This is a genomic window from Kangiella sp. HZ709, from assembly GCF_009674675.1.
Taxonomy (GTDB): Bacteria; Pseudomonadota; Gammaproteobacteria; order Enterobacterales; family Kangiellaceae; genus Kangiella.
Genome location: NZ_WKJC01000001.1, coordinates 773,936 through 790,129, shown reverse-complemented (window position 1 = coordinate 790,129; position 16,194 = coordinate 773,936). Strand labels below are relative to the sequence as shown.

16 protein-coding genes are annotated in these 16,194 nt (G+C 39.3%); 5 read left to right on the top strand and 11 right to left on the bottom strand.

Annotation, left to right across the window (positions count from 1 at the left end; all coding sequences use genetic code 11):
- Positions 1–80: 80 nt before the first annotated feature.
- Positions 81–2,963, bottom strand: coding sequence for a ribonucleoside-diphosphate reductase subunit alpha (locus tag GJS41_RS03525; RefSeq protein ID WP_154245930.1), 2,883 nt, complete (start codon positions 2,961–2,963; stop codon positions 81–83).
- Positions 2,964–3,312: 349 nt separating this feature from the next.
- Positions 3,313–4,467: an ABC transporter ATP-binding protein gene (locus tag GJS41_RS03520; RefSeq protein WP_154245929.1), complete on the bottom strand. Its 1,155-nt coding sequence runs from the start codon at positions 4,465–4,467 to the stop codon at positions 3,313–3,315.
- Positions 4,468–4,664: 197 nt separating this feature from the next.
- Between GJS41_RS03520 and grxD the strand changes: the two genes are divergently transcribed.
- Complete coding sequence (gene grxD / locus GJS41_RS03515; RefSeq protein ID WP_154246969.1) at positions 4,665–4,997, top strand: Grx4 family monothiol glutaredoxin; 333 nt, start codon at positions 4,665–4,667, stop codon at positions 4,995–4,997.
- A 116-nt stretch (positions 4,998–5,113) separates the two neighbouring features.
- Here grxD and GJS41_RS03510 read toward each other — a convergent pair whose 3' ends face one another.
- From GJS41_RS03510 to GJS41_RS03500, 3 genes are all read right to left on the bottom strand, one after another.
- Positions 5,114–6,235 carry an NAD-dependent epimerase/dehydratase family protein gene (locus tag GJS41_RS03510; protein ID WP_154245928.1) on the bottom strand — a complete coding sequence of 374 codons (1,122 nt, stop codon included), beginning with the start codon at positions 6,233–6,235 and terminating at the stop codon, positions 5,114–5,116.
- A gap of 110 nt (positions 6,236–6,345) precedes the next feature.
- Positions 6,346–7,035: a LytTR family DNA-binding domain-containing protein gene (locus GJS41_RS03505; RefSeq protein WP_154245927.1), complete on the bottom strand. Its 690-nt coding sequence runs from the start codon at positions 7,033–7,035 to the stop codon at positions 6,346–6,348.
- Between the two features lie 4 nt (positions 7,036–7,039).
- Positions 7,040–7,789 carry a histidine kinase gene (locus GJS41_RS03500; RefSeq protein ID WP_195758332.1) on the bottom strand — a complete coding sequence of 250 codons (750 nt, stop codon included), beginning with the start codon at positions 7,787–7,789 and terminating at the stop codon, positions 7,040–7,042.
- Positions 7,790–8,325: 536 nt separating this feature from the next.
- On the opposite strand from GJS41_RS03500, the gene GJS41_RS03495 reads away from it, so the two are divergent.
- Genes GJS41_RS03495 through GJS41_RS03485 form a run of 3 tightly spaced genes read left to right on the top strand, consistent with a single transcriptional unit; the run spans position 8,326 to position 11,120 of the window.
- Positions 8,326–8,823, top strand: a complete 498-nt coding sequence (locus tag GJS41_RS03495) for a hypothetical protein (RefSeq protein ID WP_154245925.1) — start codon at positions 8,326–8,328, stop codon at positions 8,821–8,823.
- 10 nt (positions 8,824–8,833) lie between these two features.
- Positions 8,834–9,799, top strand: coding sequence for an SDR family oxidoreductase (locus tag GJS41_RS03490; RefSeq protein WP_154245924.1), 966 nt, complete (start codon positions 8,834–8,836; stop codon positions 9,797–9,799).
- Positions 9,800–9,806: 7 nt separating this feature from the next.
- Positions 9,807–11,120, top strand: a complete 1,314-nt coding sequence (locus GJS41_RS03485; RefSeq protein WP_154245923.1) for an NTP/NDP exchange transporter — start codon at positions 9,807–9,809, stop codon at positions 11,118–11,120.
- Between the two features lie 27 nt (positions 11,121–11,147).
- Here the strand turns inward: GJS41_RS03485 and bfr are convergent, their stop codons facing one another.
- Both bfr and GJS41_RS03475 read right to left on the bottom strand, forming a co-directional pair.
- Entirely contained in the window at positions 11,148–11,627 is a 480-nt protein-coding gene (bfr, locus tag GJS41_RS03480; protein ID WP_154245922.1) for a bacterioferritin, read from the bottom strand.
- A 159-nt stretch (positions 11,628–11,786) separates the two neighbouring features.
- Positions 11,787–11,990, bottom strand: a complete 204-nt coding sequence (locus GJS41_RS03475; RefSeq protein WP_154245921.1) for a bacterioferritin-associated ferredoxin — start codon at positions 11,988–11,990, stop codon at positions 11,787–11,789.
- Positions 11,991–12,263: 273 nt separating this feature from the next.
- On the opposite strand from GJS41_RS03475, the gene GJS41_RS03470 reads away from it, so the two are divergent.
- Positions 12,264–12,869 carry a peroxiredoxin gene (locus GJS41_RS03470; protein WP_154245920.1) on the top strand — a complete coding sequence of 202 codons (606 nt, stop codon included), beginning with the start codon at positions 12,264–12,266 and terminating at the stop codon, positions 12,867–12,869.
- A 140-nt stretch (positions 12,870–13,009) separates the two neighbouring features.
- On the opposite strand, the gene GJS41_RS03465 is transcribed toward GJS41_RS03470, so the two are convergent.
- Genes GJS41_RS03465 through GJS41_RS03450 form a run of 4 tightly spaced genes read right to left on the bottom strand, consistent with a single transcriptional unit; the run spans position 13,010 to position 16,171 of the window.
- The gene (locus GJS41_RS03465; protein ID WP_154245919.1) at positions 13,010–14,149 is read right to left on the bottom strand and encodes a hypothetical protein; all 1,140 of its coding nucleotides are present in this window, start codon (positions 14,147–14,149) and stop codon (positions 13,010–13,012) included.
- 2 nt (positions 14,150–14,151) lie between these two features.
- The gene (locus tag GJS41_RS03460) at positions 14,152–14,490 is read right to left on the bottom strand and encodes a DoxX family protein (protein WP_154245918.1); all 339 of its coding nucleotides are present in this window, start codon (positions 14,488–14,490) and stop codon (positions 14,152–14,154) included.
- 2 nt (positions 14,491–14,492) lie between these two features.
- Positions 14,493–15,089: a glutathione S-transferase family protein gene (locus tag GJS41_RS03455; RefSeq protein ID WP_154245917.1), complete on the bottom strand. Its 597-nt coding sequence runs from the start codon at positions 15,087–15,089 to the stop codon at positions 14,493–14,495.
- 29 nt (positions 15,090–15,118) lie between these two features.
- Complete coding sequence (locus tag GJS41_RS03450) at positions 15,119–16,171, bottom strand: isoaspartyl peptidase/L-asparaginase family protein (protein ID WP_227551238.1); 1,053 nt, start codon at positions 16,169–16,171, stop codon at positions 15,119–15,121.
- Positions 16,172–16,194: the final 23 nt, after the last annotated feature.

Genomic DNA, 16,194 nt, shown 5'->3' with positions numbered 1-16,194 from the left:
CTTTTTTCTACTTAACTGAATGAGCTTAAGCAGAGGTTTTAGCATGCTCTATAAATGAGCCGATTACTCAGTTGCCGATATTACTGGCAAGCTTCACAATCAGGGTCATCAATCGAACATGCTTGTGGTGCAGCAGAGCCTACTGGCGCTGCGGCTACGGCGTTCAATTTGCCATCGCTAATGGTCGACTTTTCCGTACTAGTCGCACCTAAAGAGCGCAAATAGTAAGTCGTTTTCAAACCACGGAACCAAGCCATGCGGTAAACCATATCCAGTTTTTTACCTGAAGGTTCGCTCATGTATAGGTTCAATGATTGTGCTTGGTCAATCCACTTTTGACGACGGCTGGCAGCTTCCACTAACCATTTAGGTTCTATTTCGAAAGCTGTTGAGAATAAATGTTTTACATCATCAGGAATACGGTCAATTTGATTGAGACTACCTTCATAGTATTTCAAATCGTTAACCATCACTTTGTCCCATAAGTTACGAGCTTTAAGCTCATTAACCATGTATGGGTTTACGACCGTGAATTCGCCTGACAGATTCGATTTAACGTATAAGTTCTGGTAAGTCGGCTCAATCGACTGAGAGACACCAGTGATGTTTGAAATGGTTGCAGTAGGAGCAATCGCCATTACGTTCGAATTGCGCATACCGACGGTTTCAACACGGTTACGTAAAGTATTCCAGTCCATAGTTTGCGATTGATTCACTTCGATAAAGTCACTGCCACGCTCATCAATTAGTTTTTGAACTGAATCGATGGGTAAAATACCTTGCGACCATAATGAGCCTTCGTAAGTTTCATAAGAACCACGCTCTTCAGCAAGATTAGTCGATGCTTGAATGGCAAAGTAAGAAATCGCTTCCATCGCACGATCCGCAAATTCAACCGCATCATTCGAAGAGTAAGGAATGTTTTGCATATAAAGCGCGTCTTGGAAGCCCATCATGCCTAGACCGATAGGGCGGTGGCGCATATTCGATGCTTTAGCGGTATCAACTGGATAGAAATTGATATCAATAACGTTGTCTAACATACGAACCGAAGTATTAACGGTTCTTTCTAATTGTTCGATATCTAACTTACCATTTTTCATGTGCTTAGGAAGATTCACGGAACCTAAGTTACAAACGGCAATTTCTTCGCGCGCTTTGGTGTTTAGCGTGATCTCAGTACACAAGTTAGAGCTGTGTACTACACCGGTATGCTGTTGTGGAGAGCGCACATTACAAGGATCTTTGAAGGTGATCCAAGGATGTCCTGTTTCGAACAACATGGATAACATTTTGCGCCATAGATCTTTGGCTACGATCGTTTTGGCAGTTTTTAATTTGCCGTATTTAGCCATCTCTTCGTAATACTCGTAACGCTCTTCGAAAGCTTTACCGTATAAATCGTGTAAGTCAGGCACTTCATGCGGACTAAATAAAGTCCACTCGCCATCAGTAGCGACACGCTTTAAGAATAAGTCAGGAACCCAATTCGCTGAATTCATATCATGGGTACGACGGCGATCATCACCGGTATTTTTTCTAAGCTCTAAAAATTCTTCAATATCACAGTGCCAAGTTTCTAGATAAGCACAAACTGCGCCCTTACGTTTGCCACCTTGATTAACTGCAACTGCAGTATCATTAGCAACTTTTAAGAAAGGTACTACGCCTTGAGATTTACCATTGGTACCCTTAATGTAGGCACCTAAGCTACGTACTGGAGTCCAGTCATTACCTAAACCGCCGGCAAACTTTGACAACATAGCGTTATCTTTAATCGCGCTGTAGATGCCATCTAAATCATCAGGAACATTGGTCAAATAACAGCTAGATAGCTGCGGACGTAAAGTACCAGAGTTAAATAGAGTAGGAGTTGAGCTCATGTAATGGAAACTGGATAAGTTATCGTAAAACTCAATGGCACGAGCTTCTCGATCGTCTTCACGTACTGCTAGTCCCATACAAACACGCATCCAAAACACTTGTGGTAATTCGATACGAACTTCATCTTTATGGATGAAGTAACGATCGAATAAGGTTTGAATGCCTAGATAAGTAAACTGCATGTCGCGCTCAGGCTTAATAGCCGCCGCCAAGCGATCTAAATCAAAAGTTAATAACTCAGGGCTTAATAGTTCATTATCCACGCCCATTTGTAAGTAAGCTTTGAATGCCTGTGGATAAAGACTTGTCATTTCTGCTTGTGTTGCACGTTTAGCAACGCCTAACGCTTGCAATGATTCCGTACGAATAGAATCCATTAACAAACGAGCGGTTACATAAGTGTAGTTTGGCTCGTTTTCGATCATAGTACGCGCGGTCATCACCATAGCTTGATAAACGTCTTTAATGGCAACGCCATCATAAAGGTTACGCATGGTTTCTTTGATGATGGACTCTGGGTCAACGTCATCTAAATCTTTACAGGCTTCTAAAACCACAGTGTGTAAACGTTGAACATCTAATGGACGTTGCGAGCCATCTTCTAGGGTTACTGTGTATTGATGGTCGCCAACGATAGCGTCTAATTTTGCGCTATCTCTTTCGGCACGTTCTTTAGAGCGCTCTTCACGATACAAAACGTAAGCACGGGCAATTTTTTGCTCGCCATTACGCATTAAGGCTAATTCCACTTGATCTTGAATGTCTTCAATATGGATTGTACCGCCGGCTGGTAGACGACGTTTGAAAGCTTCGCTAATCATTTGGGTCAGTTGTTTGACCGTTTCATGGACGCGCCCCGATGCTGCTGCAGCGCCACCTTCTACTGCCAAGAAAGCTTTCGTCATAGCAACTTCAATCTTCGAATCTTCGTAAGGTGTTACTTTACCGTTACGACGGATAACTCGGATTTCCCCTGGTTTAGTTGCTTGAATTTCTGGGTGATTGGTTGTTTGTGATGTTTCTGACATAGCTACATTTTCTACGCCTTGGTTTGCTTGTTTACCGGCTTCGGTTTCCATTAATCCACGAACCTCTAGTTTGTCGTCATTTGTCTTATATAAGGGTTAGTTTCTTAGCCATTTTTGTGGGTTTTTCTTAAGGAAACTTGCAAAAATGACAAATAAATCTTTTTTCTGTTTGCTTAGACCAAAAATCAACAACTTAGCTCAAACTGTTAATTATCAACATCTAGTGTTATCTATACAAACAGATACAAGATAGTGCGTTTTCCTGGCCTTGGCAAGCCCCTATCTAGTGGAATTTCTGTGGATAAAATGTGGGAAAAATGACAAGTCTGCGCAAAGCCTTGAGTTACTTGGCTTTGAGGGCTGTCAAGGCGAAAAAAATATTTTCAACTGTCAGAAAATTTTACAAGGTTATTTTGTTGGGATACACGATCAAGTGTTGTACGTCTAAATCCAACCCAATATCTTGGGTTAGCGGATAATCGTGATGACTAGCAAACAAGGCCTTCAAAGTCTCCTTATTGGGTAATTCTAGCTCATATTCGATGATTGCCCCTCTAAACACCTTATGGGTGACTTTTGCGCGCAGAGATGAGCTCTGATTTGGCGTAATGTCATCGGGGCGCATTAGGACTAACACGGCTTCATGATCGGAAAAGTAATAGCGATCGGAGTCAGTTTCATCAAAGCCATTTTCAGATTTGTCCTTGGCTAAATTATTTAAAACATTCGCGATGGGGAAGTCCCCTAAAGCGGTGCTGACGATAGGGGTGTCATCAGCAGAGTGCTCTTCTTGACTCATGTCTTTATGGATGACGCCATTAATAAAATGACCATCACCAATAAAAGCCGCGATCTGAGGATCGGCAGGTTGATGATACAAATTGTATGGTGTATCCCATTGCAATAATTGACCTTGATGCATCACACCAATGTAATCGGCCATGGCAAATGCTTCTTGTTGATCGTGAGTGACTAGAAGGGAAGCAATGCCTTGAGATTTGAGGAGTTGTTTTAATTCTCGGGCTAGTGAACGTCTCAAGTGAGTATCTAAACTGGAAAAGGCCTCATCCAATAAAATCAATTTGGGTTTTGGGGCAATGGTTCTTGCCAGTGCGACCCGCTGTTGTTGACCGCCGGAGATTTGATGAGGGAATCGCTCACCTAAACCCTCTAAGCCGACCAACTCTAAACATTCTTGCACGCGTGATGTCTTGTCTTGGTGAGAAAGTTTTCGTAAGCCAAAGCCAACATTGTCAGCAATAGATAAGTGTGGAAATAAGGCATGATCTTGAAAGACCAGTCCAAGGTGACGCTTTTCAGGAGGTGTAAACTTATTGGCTGAGGAGCATAAGTTGCCATGAATACGAATTTCACCTTGATAAATAGGCTCTAATCCAGCAATCGCTCTTAATAAGGTGGTCTTGCCGCAACCGCTTGGGCCTAACAGACAAGCCGACTCACCAGCTAGCAGTGAGAAACCAATACCATCAACCACTAACTGATCGTCATGGCGACATTCAACTTGGTTTAATTCTAAGATAGGTGCTTGGTTCATGCCGCTAAGTGATACTGAGATTGATTATCATTTCTCCTTATTGTAACGGGCAATCAATAGGTTGCCTAGTGTTGAATCCATCAATCAGTAAAAGATTCTTTTTTGCGGGCGACAAGTAACTTGAAATCCGTATAATAGCGCCCATTATTGATGCTGTATCTTGATATATTTTGAGGAATCCCATGAGTGACAACGCAATGAACGAAACTGTAGAGCAAATCAAAAAGCAAATCGCTGATAATAAAGTGGTTTTATACATGAAAGGATCGCCAAAACTTCCGATGTGTGGTTTCTCTGCGCAAGCAGTTCAAGCTCTTATGCAATGCGGTCACGAATTCGCTTACGTGGATATTCTGCAAAACCCAGATATTCGCGCTGAATTGCCAAAATACGCTAACTGGCCAACATTCCCACAGCTTTGGGTAGATGGTGAGTTGCAAGGTGGTTGTGACATTATCTTAGAAATGTATCAAGCCGGCGAGTTGCAAGAAGTTTTAGATGAGTCTTATGGCAAAGCACCAGAAGCATAATTTTTTAAGCCACTCCTATTAAAGCAGTGGTCTCGTAAAGACATTAAATGATATGCAGAAATGCCACTAACTTTAGTGGCATTTTTTTGGAAAATACGAACGGAATACTTGATCAATTAACTCTTGTGCTTTTGCCAAGCAGCTAAGACCTCGACTTCTTTTTCAGGCTTTATTCCTGCGCGAATTTTTTCTTGTCTTTCAGAGGATAAAGTCACAAACCAATCGTGAGTATCTTGAATGATGGTTTTTAAAGGTCTTTGCTTTAACCCATTGGCATAAGCTTTTTTAGAGCTCATGGTACCAGCGCCGGCGAAATTACCTTTTGGCGGAAACCAAGTAGGCATTTCAGACCAAGGTTGAACGGAATGCTTTTCAAGGAATTCAGTAGGGATCCAAATTAAATTTGCTTTCGGATTAAGCGTCATTTTACAGTTAGTCAGTAATTCGCCAATAGTCATATCGTTGCCATTGGTTTGTGCGTTAAAAGTTCCTGTGATCGTTTTATTGGCGCAATGAATAGTCCATTCGGCTAGATCACGTACGTCGATAATTTGAATAAAATCTTTTCCTTCGCTAGGGCATAACACATCGCCGCCTTTTTTGATGCGTATTGGCCAATAAGTAAAGCGGTCAGTTTTATCGCCAGGGCCTACAATTAAGCCCGGTCGAACAATGGTTGCTTTATTGCCAAGCCTTTCGATAGCAGCTTTTTCACACAGCGCTTTTAATGGCCCGTAGCTAGCACCAGTAACTTCTTCCGTTGTTGGGTCATCAATAGTTCCAACTGCAGCGGACTCATCCATATTTTTTTGTGTCCAGTCGGCATACACAGAAATAGTCGAAATAAAAATATACTGATCAATAGTATCGCCTACTTGATCCAGTAGCAGGTTGACCACGCGTGGATAATAACTGGAGGTATCGATGACCAGATCCCACTTAGTACCCTTAAGCTGCATAATATCATCAGTTTTACGATCGCCTTTAATTAAAGGCAATGAATTTAGCAGTTCTGCATGTAAAGTAGGCTTGGTTTTACCACGATTAAATAAAGTGACTTTATGCCCAGCATCGACAGCCGCCTTTACGGTATGAGGGCCTAAAAATCCAGTACCACCCATAAATAAGATATTAAGTGATTTAGTTGTTTTAGGCAGTACAGATTTTGCCTGGCAAGCCGTTGCCAAAGCAGCTGAAGCGATGAATGATTGTTTTAAAAACTGACGGCGGTTGGCCATAGAGATATCCTCATAAGAGTCCCAACTTATGAGCAAATACCCTAACAGTGGTTTATCGAGCTCGCAAATAACAAACTGTAACTAAGTATTGCGCAAAGATATATCGCGATTCAACATAACTTATCAATAACACTTTGGCGATAATTATCACCAATCGGAATTTCAAATTGATTAATTTCAAGATCAGTATTTGAGTATGCTACTACTTTGTCGATATTGACGACATAGGAGCGATGAACTTGAATAAAATTATTAGTTAAACTTTCAAAGAATGACGACAAACTGGACTTGATAACATGCTTGTTATCATGAGTGTATATCTGAATATAATCTTTTAAACTTTGTATATACAGTATTTGGTCTAAAAGCAGCTTAACTTGCTTACGATTTTCTCGAATAAAGATGAAATCTTTTTGTGTGCTTGGTGCTCCTTTAATGACACTTGATAAAGCTATAAACTTTTCTGTAGCTTTATAAAACCGAGGAAAGGTAATTGGTTTCAATAGATAGTCAACGGCATCTAAATCGAAGCCATCGATCGCATAATCTCGATAGGCTGTTGTGAAAATAACCTTAGGCTTTAGCGGTAAGTTGCGGTAAAAATCCATACCTTTTAAAATAGGCATTTCGATATCTAAAAATAATAAATCTACCGGCTGAACACGTAACACTTCAGAAGCTTCAATAGCGCTGGAGCAAGACGCGATTAAATTAAATTGTGGCAATTTTTCGATATAAGACTCCAATAATGAGCGCGCGAGTTCTTCATCATCGATAACCATACAGCTGTATGTATGCATAATCTTATTTGACCTCAATTTTCAGAGTGACTTGAAATGAAGCACTATCTTGCTCGATTAATAATTGGTGCTGATTAGGATAAATAAGATCCAGCTGTCGTTGTAGATTCTGCAAACCAATCCCTCCTGATTGTGAAGGCTTTATGAGACTTGGAATCGTATTATTAATGGTGCAATAAACTTGTGATTCATTGGCATCTATCGCGATGGACACTTTAGCTAAACCTATTTCTTCGCTGGTACTATGCTTACAAGCATTTTCTACTAAATTGAGTAATAACAAGGGTGCTATTTTTGGATTGGACTCAATATTGGTCTCAAGAGTGACTTGGATTCTTTTCCCATAGCGTATTTCTTCTAGGGTGATATAACTTTTTAGTAATGCGACTTCAGACTCTAGATAAACGTATTTTTCATTACAACGATAAAGCACATAATCTAGAATATCTGAAAGCTTTTCGATGACTATGGGCGCTCGTTCAGATTTTTGTAATGTTAAGGCGTATAGATTATTTAGCGTATTAAAAATAAAATGCGGGTTAAGTTGGTTTTTTAAAGCCTTTAACTCAGCTTTTTGTTTTTGCTCGCTAACTTTGAGCAGTTGTCTTTGGGTGAGATAAAAGCTATGAGCAATCAAGATAAATGCTGGATACAAATGCTGTGGGAATTTCCAGAAAAATAAGTACTTCATAGTCCATAAACTAAACATCCGCTCTAGAAGCGTTCGTTTCCCATTGACTTCAAAAAAACGCACATAGGATTCCGGATACGTAGGCTCTAGATAAAGAACTCGAATTAAAATATGAATTTCGCAAGCAATAAAAGTTAAAACAATTAATAAGACGATAAACTTAATATTCTTACTCTTTCTTAAAGAGATAGGTATTAGATACTTTATTGCTATAAAAGCAATAAGCATCTGCAAAGAGGTGACTAAGCCTACTGTTTCAATGAGCTCTCGTGTGGTTGAATAAATACCCCAATGTGGTCCAGTGTTTATTAAATAAACCAGGCACCAAAAAAATATATAGCCAAGCCATAAATATTGATTATGATTTTTTGCCAAGAAACTATGTACTAATCTTGTAGTGTTGTTTGAATTGTAACGTTTGTCCGCACATCTGTTAACCAAAGATCGACTAATCGTTAAAAATGGTCGACTAATGGCTTTATCCTGTGATTCATACAGTCTTGTCGATAATGTAAAGAGGTTCGTCTACTTATTCAATAAGGAGTGATTTCTATTGATAAAGTTTTGCTTGTCCATCCATCTAAGTTTAAGGAGCTCCAATGCGAATAAGCAATTTTTTAATCATCTGTATGCTAACTTTAGCATCAATAAGTTTAAAGGCAGAACAGTCACAGCAGATAGACTTAACTGAATTTTTTCATGATTATATTCAAGGTTATAACCTCTATCTGGAGAACCCTAATAATAAATCCGCGTTGCCACAAATCGCCAGTCACTTTGCATATCCTGTAATGCAAATCCCTAGTAAAGGTGCTCCGGTGATAGTGACAGAATCAGCTCAACTGATCAAAAATTTCAGTTTCTTTGTTGATGATCTACGGAAAAAATCAGTAGCTAAAATTGTATGGGAGAAACTACAGGTCAAGCCTTTAACTGAAAACAAAGCGGTGGCGATTAATATCGCCAATGCGATGGATGCACAGGGGAATATACTATCCCGACTTTCTACTCTTTACATACTGTATAAAGAAGGTGCTCATTGGAAAATATCCGCCATACAGCCTCATACTATTAATAATCATATCAATTTAAATTAAGGAACAACTGATGAAATTCATAAAATACCTTTTAATAATCAGCATTTATGTCATTAGCTCGCTACCTGGTATCTCGCTATCTTATGCAGCAAAAGAAAAGAAAGCTCAGAAAGCGGTTCTTATTACTGGCGCCTCAAGCGGTATCGGCAAGAAAACCGCAGAAATGATGGCTAAGCAAGGTTATTTTGTTTATGCGGGCGCTAGGAAAGAAAAAGATTTAAAAGCACTAAGCGCCAATAAAAATATGCTAGGTGTTAGGTTAGATGTGACCATCCAAGAAGACATTGATAAAGCAGTAGAGCTGATCCGAAAAGAAGGTCGAGGCCTGCATGCTGTTGTTAATAATGCAGGTGTAACCGTCTTTGGGCCTTTAATTGAAGTTTCTGAACAGGATATGCAATTTCAGATGGATGTGAATCTATTTGGACCCTATCGGGTGACAAAGGCGTTTGCCCCTATGATTATTGAAAGTCAGGGGCGAGTGGTTAATATCAGTTCAGTGGCTGGGATTTTCACAGGTTCTATGGTGGGGCCCTATAATATGAGTAAATTTGCAATCGAAGCTTATTCTGAAGTCTTAGCCAAGGAACTAAAAAAATTTGGTGTTGAAGTCAGTATCATTGAGCCTGGTAATTACAACTCAAGCATCATTAAAACCATGAAGCGACGGATGCAACAAATTGATACAACTTCAAATAGCCAATACGATAAAGAAATGCAACGATTGTTTCAGTATTTTACTGAAGACCGCTCTAACCATAAAGAGCCCGTAGATGTGGCAAACGCTATTATCGACGCAGTATCTTCAGAAAGCCCTAAACTAAGGTATATGGTTGTACCGGTAGAACAAGAAGCGACTTTAACACTTCAGGCTAGCTTTAATAGAATTATTGAGCTTAATAAAAAACAGCCTTTTGAGCAAAATAGGAAAGCGCTTATTGAAATGTTAGATATAGCGTTAAGTCAGCATAAGTAGAAATTATATGACCAAAACAATTACAAAGAAATTTACTGATTTAATTGATAAAGCGACCAAGGTTCATTCCAATGAACTGAAGGCTACGCTAACTTCATTCGCCATTATTTTTATTTTAATGGCGTCATATTTTGTACTGCGACCAGTTAGAGATGCTATGGCTAGCGATTGGTCAGATTCTGAAGTGAGCTTTTTATGGAACCTCCAGTTTTTTATTAGTATCGGCATTGTTTCTATTTATGGTTTTGTTATTTCAAAACTCAGATTTAAAAATGTAGTGCCTTTAGTCTACTCAGCTTTTGCTCTTAGCTTTTTAGCATTTTATTTTTTAACCCCGGTTTTTACCGATCCTACTTTGGTAGAGAAAAGCTTTTATGTTTGGGTCAGTGCCTTTAGTTTATTTCACGTATCTGTCTTTTGGAGCTTTATGGCGGATACATTCAATAAAGAGCAATCTAAACGAGTTTTTTCAGTGGTTGCAGCTGGTGCAAGTTTAGGTGCCATAGTAGGTCCTGCTATTCCGACCGTTTTTGCTGAAAAGCTAGGGTTGGATAATTTAATGCTGATAGCTGCTGTGGGCTTATTATTGGTAGTGCCGCTAGTGATTTATATGTATCGTTTAAAATCAGAGGACTTGCATAACGAGAATCTAACTGCTGATTTAAGTGAGGCTAAGTTAAAAGCTCAGTGGTGGACAGGCTTCAAATCAATTTTTACTAATAAAACGCTTTTAGCTATTAGCGCTTTTATACTCTTATATGTGTTTATTGGCTCTTTTGTTTACTTTGAGCAGAAAAACCTATTAGCAGATTATAGTCGGGCAGATAGGACTCAGATACTAGGTGGAATTGACTGGATAACTAATACTCTGACTTTCTTATTGGCATTTTTTGTAACTGGTAGGTTAACTACAAAGTTGGGTATGGCAGCTACTCTGGCTTTAGTGCCGTTTATTATTATGGCAGGTATGATTATTTTAGCCTTCGCGCCTATCATTGTGGTGTTATTAGCATTACAAGTTACAAGACGAGCAGGTAATTATGCCGTCACTCGTCCTGCTCGGGAAATGCTTTTTACGGATGTCTCTGCTGATGAGCGATTTAAATCTAAACCAGTCATTGATATTGTGGTGTATCGCGGTGGCGATGCGGTTAGTGGTTCTATTTTTGCTTTGTTGAGTGAAGGTTTGGGACTTGGCTTAGCCGCTATCTCTTTAGTCGGTGCTGGAATAGCTGCGACTTGGGGTGGGCTAGCGGTTTATCTAGGCAAAAAATACGATGGAGTTGCTACCTTCATAACGGCAACAAAAAAAGAGGCTTAAAGCCTCTTTTTTATTTTTTATGATTGGTTAATTCCCACCATCTTCTATTTTTTCAGCTAGGTAGTTTTGAATACCCACTTTATCAATTAGCCCCAGTTGAGTTTCTAGCCAGTCCACATGCTCTTCTTCGCTTTCTAAGATATCGTTCAGGATATCGCGGCTGACAAAATCGCGGGCGCTTTCACAATAAGCAATACCGGTCCGTAAGTCAGGAATGGCGTCCATTTCTAAGGCTAAATCACATTCCAAGATTTCTTTGGTGTTTTCACCAATCCGTAATTTCCCCAGATCTTGCATATTAGGTAGGCCTTCTAAGAATAAAATGCGATCGACTAACATATCCGCATGCTTCATCTCATCGATCGACTCTTCGTATTCGTAATCGGCTAATTCTTTTAGCCCCCAGTCTTTGTACATACGCGCGTGTAAGAAATATTGGTTTATGGCAATCAGCTCATTGCCTAAGACTTTATTTAAAAACTCGATGACCTTTGGATCGCCTTTCATGATGATTCCTTTTTAAAATTAATTATCAATAAGTCTAACCCTAGAGTAGGGCAATAGCAATCTAAATGGCAGCTAACTTATTGATATTTAATGGTAATTAGAATCGTTCTTGATTGAGAATCAATCCTAGACAGAAAAAATGTTTTAAGAATGAATTGCTTAGGCTGGAATAGCTAAATCGAAATTGAAAGCACGCTTTTCTTGTTTAACATCATTTAAGATTTGACGCGCATCTTTTGCGCATTTGCCACATTGGGTAGCGACGCCTAACTCTTTGTTTAAACAACGCATAGTATGGCAGCCTGATTCGGCAGCTTGGCGGATCTGAGTATCGGTAATGGCTTTACAAAGGCAAACGTACATAACACTAATTTAAATAAGGATGAATATCATTTGATAATGCGAATTATAACTAAATGAGAATGATTGTCAATAAGGTTTGGGTGATGTTCACGCATTTCGCCGAATATTTGTGCAGGAGTAGAGTGTTTAAATAGGCTGAGTCTATTGATTTATAGGCAAAGCTTAAAAATTCAAAAAAAGATAAGATTTTCAAATTTTGGGGCGCTATAATTCTTCTTCAAAATTTTCCTGTTGAAAAACATAACCATAATCTCAATCCATTGGAGGATTATCATGGGCGTATTAGTAAGCCGTAAAGCACCAGACTTCACAGCTCCAGCCGTTTTAGGTAATGGCGAAATCGTTGATAACTTTAACTTTGCAGAAGCAACTAAAGGTAAAGAAACTGTAGTTTTCTTTTACCCATTAGATTTCACCTTTGTATGTCCTTCTGAGTTAATTGCTTTTGATAAGCGTTTAAGCGAGTTCACTAAGCGTGGGGTAGAAGTTATTGGTGTATCAATTGATTCTCACTTCTCACACAATGCTTGGAGAAACACTGACGTAAACAATGGCGGTATCGGTCAAGTAGGTTACACTTTAGTAGCGGACATGAAGCATGAAATTTGCCAAGCGTATGACGTTGAGCATCCAGCTGAAGGGGTTGCTTTCCGTGGTTCATTCCTAATCGACAAAGCCGGTGTTGTTCGTCACCAAGTAGTAAATGATTTACCACTAGGTCGTAACGTAGATGAAATGTTACGTATGGTTGACGCGCTTCAATTCCACGAAGAGCACGGCGAAGTTTGCCCAGCGGGTTGGAATCAAGGTGATAAAGGTATGGATGCGAGTCCTGACGGTGTTGCAAAGTACTTATCTGAAGAAGCAGATAACCTATAAATAACTGGTTAAATTGTCCTTATGCTTCGTTGGGAAGCAATTTTAAATGCTCATTGGCCAAAGCCAACTCCGCGTTAAAAATTACTTCCCGCCTCGCCTAAGAACAATTTTCCTGCGTTATTGGGATTAAAAAAGCCGCATTAATTTGCGGCTTTTTTGTTGGGGCTGATTAAGCTTTCGCGATTATTTGCCTTGAGCCTTTCAACAAGGCTTTTGCCACAATACTTTTTGTTAATATCAAATCCATGCTTTTGAGCTAAAGCTATTTTTTCTGCTTCCGTAGGTTCCCATTGCAAAGGTGCTGAAGAGTGAATTATGGGTATAAAACAATCGTTAGAAGCTTTACAATAACCAATAGAAGGATCAAATCCTAGTTTATAGTATTTTTCAATCTCGCTAGCTTTCTGATGCTGTAACAAGCAGCCAACTTTTTCACCTGAGGGAAGGTGCTCTTCGAAACTAGAACCTCTTTGGAGAAAAAGATCTATTAACTCTAAATGGTTGAAAGCAACGGCCTGGCCCAGCGGCGTTGCTCCGAAAACTGTGGGTTTAGAAATATCCATATTTGACTGATCAAAATAGCGCGCAATTTCTTTGGTTAGATTTAAACCAATGGCATGATAGAGATCTAGCTCGTTTTCTATATGCTTATTTTCGAGCTTTAAAACCCCAAGAAATATGCTTAGCTTTTCCTTATTTAAAGTTTGGTCATTACCTATTAATATTTTGTCATTTTCTAACACATAGGGAGGCAACAACATATTTAGTTGTTCTTTATGTTTATGGCCTTTTATTACTCTACCAGAAATATCAAAATACACTTCTCTGCATGGTGAGTAGAAATAATCGTTCAAAAAATCTGGCTTGCTACCATCTAATAAATTTCTATTAAAGTAGGGGCTGCACCCGATGTAAGGAGACAGTCCTATTAATACAACAATGTCGTTTTGTACTCGCTTTTCTTGCATTTGTAACTGAAACAAATATTGTTCATACCCACGAAAATAAGCATTATTGTAAGTATGTTGCTCAGGTGAACTATTTTTCTTATCGCCAACGTTATCAACCGGAATATTTTTAAGAGTTTCTGCTTGTTTTGATGTGAGCTTTATTACATAAATTGGCAAGCCGGCCCACTCGTAAGTATTTAGTTCGCCAGGTTCTATAGATTTAATGTCAACTTTAACTATTGGTGCATCAATCCACTTCGTAGAATCATGGTTAGCAAAAGTAAGTTCATGTATAAAAAGTAGAGTAGTAGCAATTAAATATTTTTTCATGATTAGTTTTTAATTCGATCTAGATAAATTAATAACAATAATATAAAGACAGGAATAATAGATATTAGTGTAAAGTTTATATTACCTGAGTTAAAAACTAATATTGCTGAAGCTGTAAAGGCAATTAAGCTGATAACAGATCCTATTAGTTTGGTTTTAGGGACTAATAACAATATGCCACCCAATATTTGAAAAACACCAAAAGCGATTATCAAATTTAGATTTAACCCCTGACCAGTTAAGAATTCTACTTCTTGGGGTGTCTGCATGACTTTAGCTGCACCTGCTGCAAGACTTAAAAGAGCTATAATAATAGTTAATACTAAAACGACTTTATTCATAGTTATTCCATCCCTATATATTTTTCCTGCTGCTGAATCCTTTCCATCCAAGTGTTAATAGCGGGGTAGCTTGATAAGTCAAAACCACCTTCATGAGCAACATGAGTATAGGCGTACAGGCTGATGTCGGCGGTGGTGAGTTGGTCGCCAACTAAGTAGGGTGTTTGTTGAAGCTGTTGTTCCATAATGGCTAGAGCTTTATGACCGCCTTCTTGTTTGGACTCGTATTCAGCTTTTCGATCTTCGGGCAGGCCTAAATATTTATTGATAAAACGTGCTACGGCAATAAAAGGCTCATGACTGTATTGTTCGAAGAATTGCCATTGCTGCACTTTGGCTTTTGTCCAAGCGTCTGTTGGCATTAAATCTGAGCTTTCTGCTAAATAGTTAATGATGGCATTGGACTCCCACAATGTTTCACCAGAAGTTAACTCTAAAGTCGGTGTTTTTGCGTTAGGATTTTTAGCGATAAATTCTTCTGAGCGTGCATCACCTTTTAGGATATCCATTGCAATCCATTCATGTTCTAACTCTAACAGCGCACAAGTCAGTGCGACTTTGTAGCAGTTACCAGAAACCATATCACCATAAACTTTCATGCGCTTTTCCTCAGTGTTCATTGTTGGAGTTAATTGTTATAAATTTTTATGGTTACATTACCATCGGTATCAATACTCGCTCGATACATGCCTGCCGTATTAAAACTCATCATAATGTTGCCTTGATTATCCAAGCCAACAACGCCGCCATCACCGCCCATAGCTTTCAGTTTATCGTGAATAACTTTATCTGCGGCATCATTAATGGACATTTCCTTATAAGCCACCAGGGCACATATGTCGTAAGTTACCGCAGCTCGAATAAAGTATTCGCCATGACCAGTTGCTGAAATACCGCACTGATCATTAGCGTAAGTTCCAGCACCTATAATAGGGGAGTCTCCGATTCGACCATATCGTTTGTTGGTCATGCCCCCAGTTGATGTTCCCGCAGCAATAACGCCGTTAGTATCAAGCGCCACCGCGCCAACGGTGCCAAATTTAAAGTTGTCGGCTTCATCTTTAGGTAAGACTGCTTGTTTAGCATCTGATTTTAAGGCTTTCTGTAACGAGTCCCAGCGTCTTTGGGTAAAGAAGTACTTAGGATCTACTTGCTCAATGTTTTGCTTTTTGGCGAACTCTTCGGCGCCTTGACCTGACATCATCACGTGCACTGAATCAGTTCTAACTTTGTCTGCCAAGAGAATCGGGTTTTTAATGGTTTCAACGCCGGCTATAGCTCCAGCGCTTAAATCATTACCCACCATAATAGAAGCATCTAAAGAGTTTTTACCTTCATGGGTGAATACTGCTCCTTTGCCGGCATTAAACAGTGGCGAGTTTTCCATAATGGTGATGGACTTTTTGATAGCTTCAGTGCTCGAGCCCTGGTTAATTAGAATATGATAACCAGCCACCAAAGCTTCTTTCAGCGCATCCTTATATGCTTTTTCTTTTTCCGCTGTCATATTCTTTTTAAGGATGGTCCCAGCACCACCATGTATGACAAGTGCTACTTTTGTTTGCTTATCAGTAACAGCAGGCGAATCCGAGTTAGCTATTGGCGCTAGAACAATAAGTCCAAGCGATAGGATACTCGCTACAAATTTATTATTAGAAGTGAGCATAGAGTTCTCCGTCATTGGTTTTGCTATAGCATAAAGAT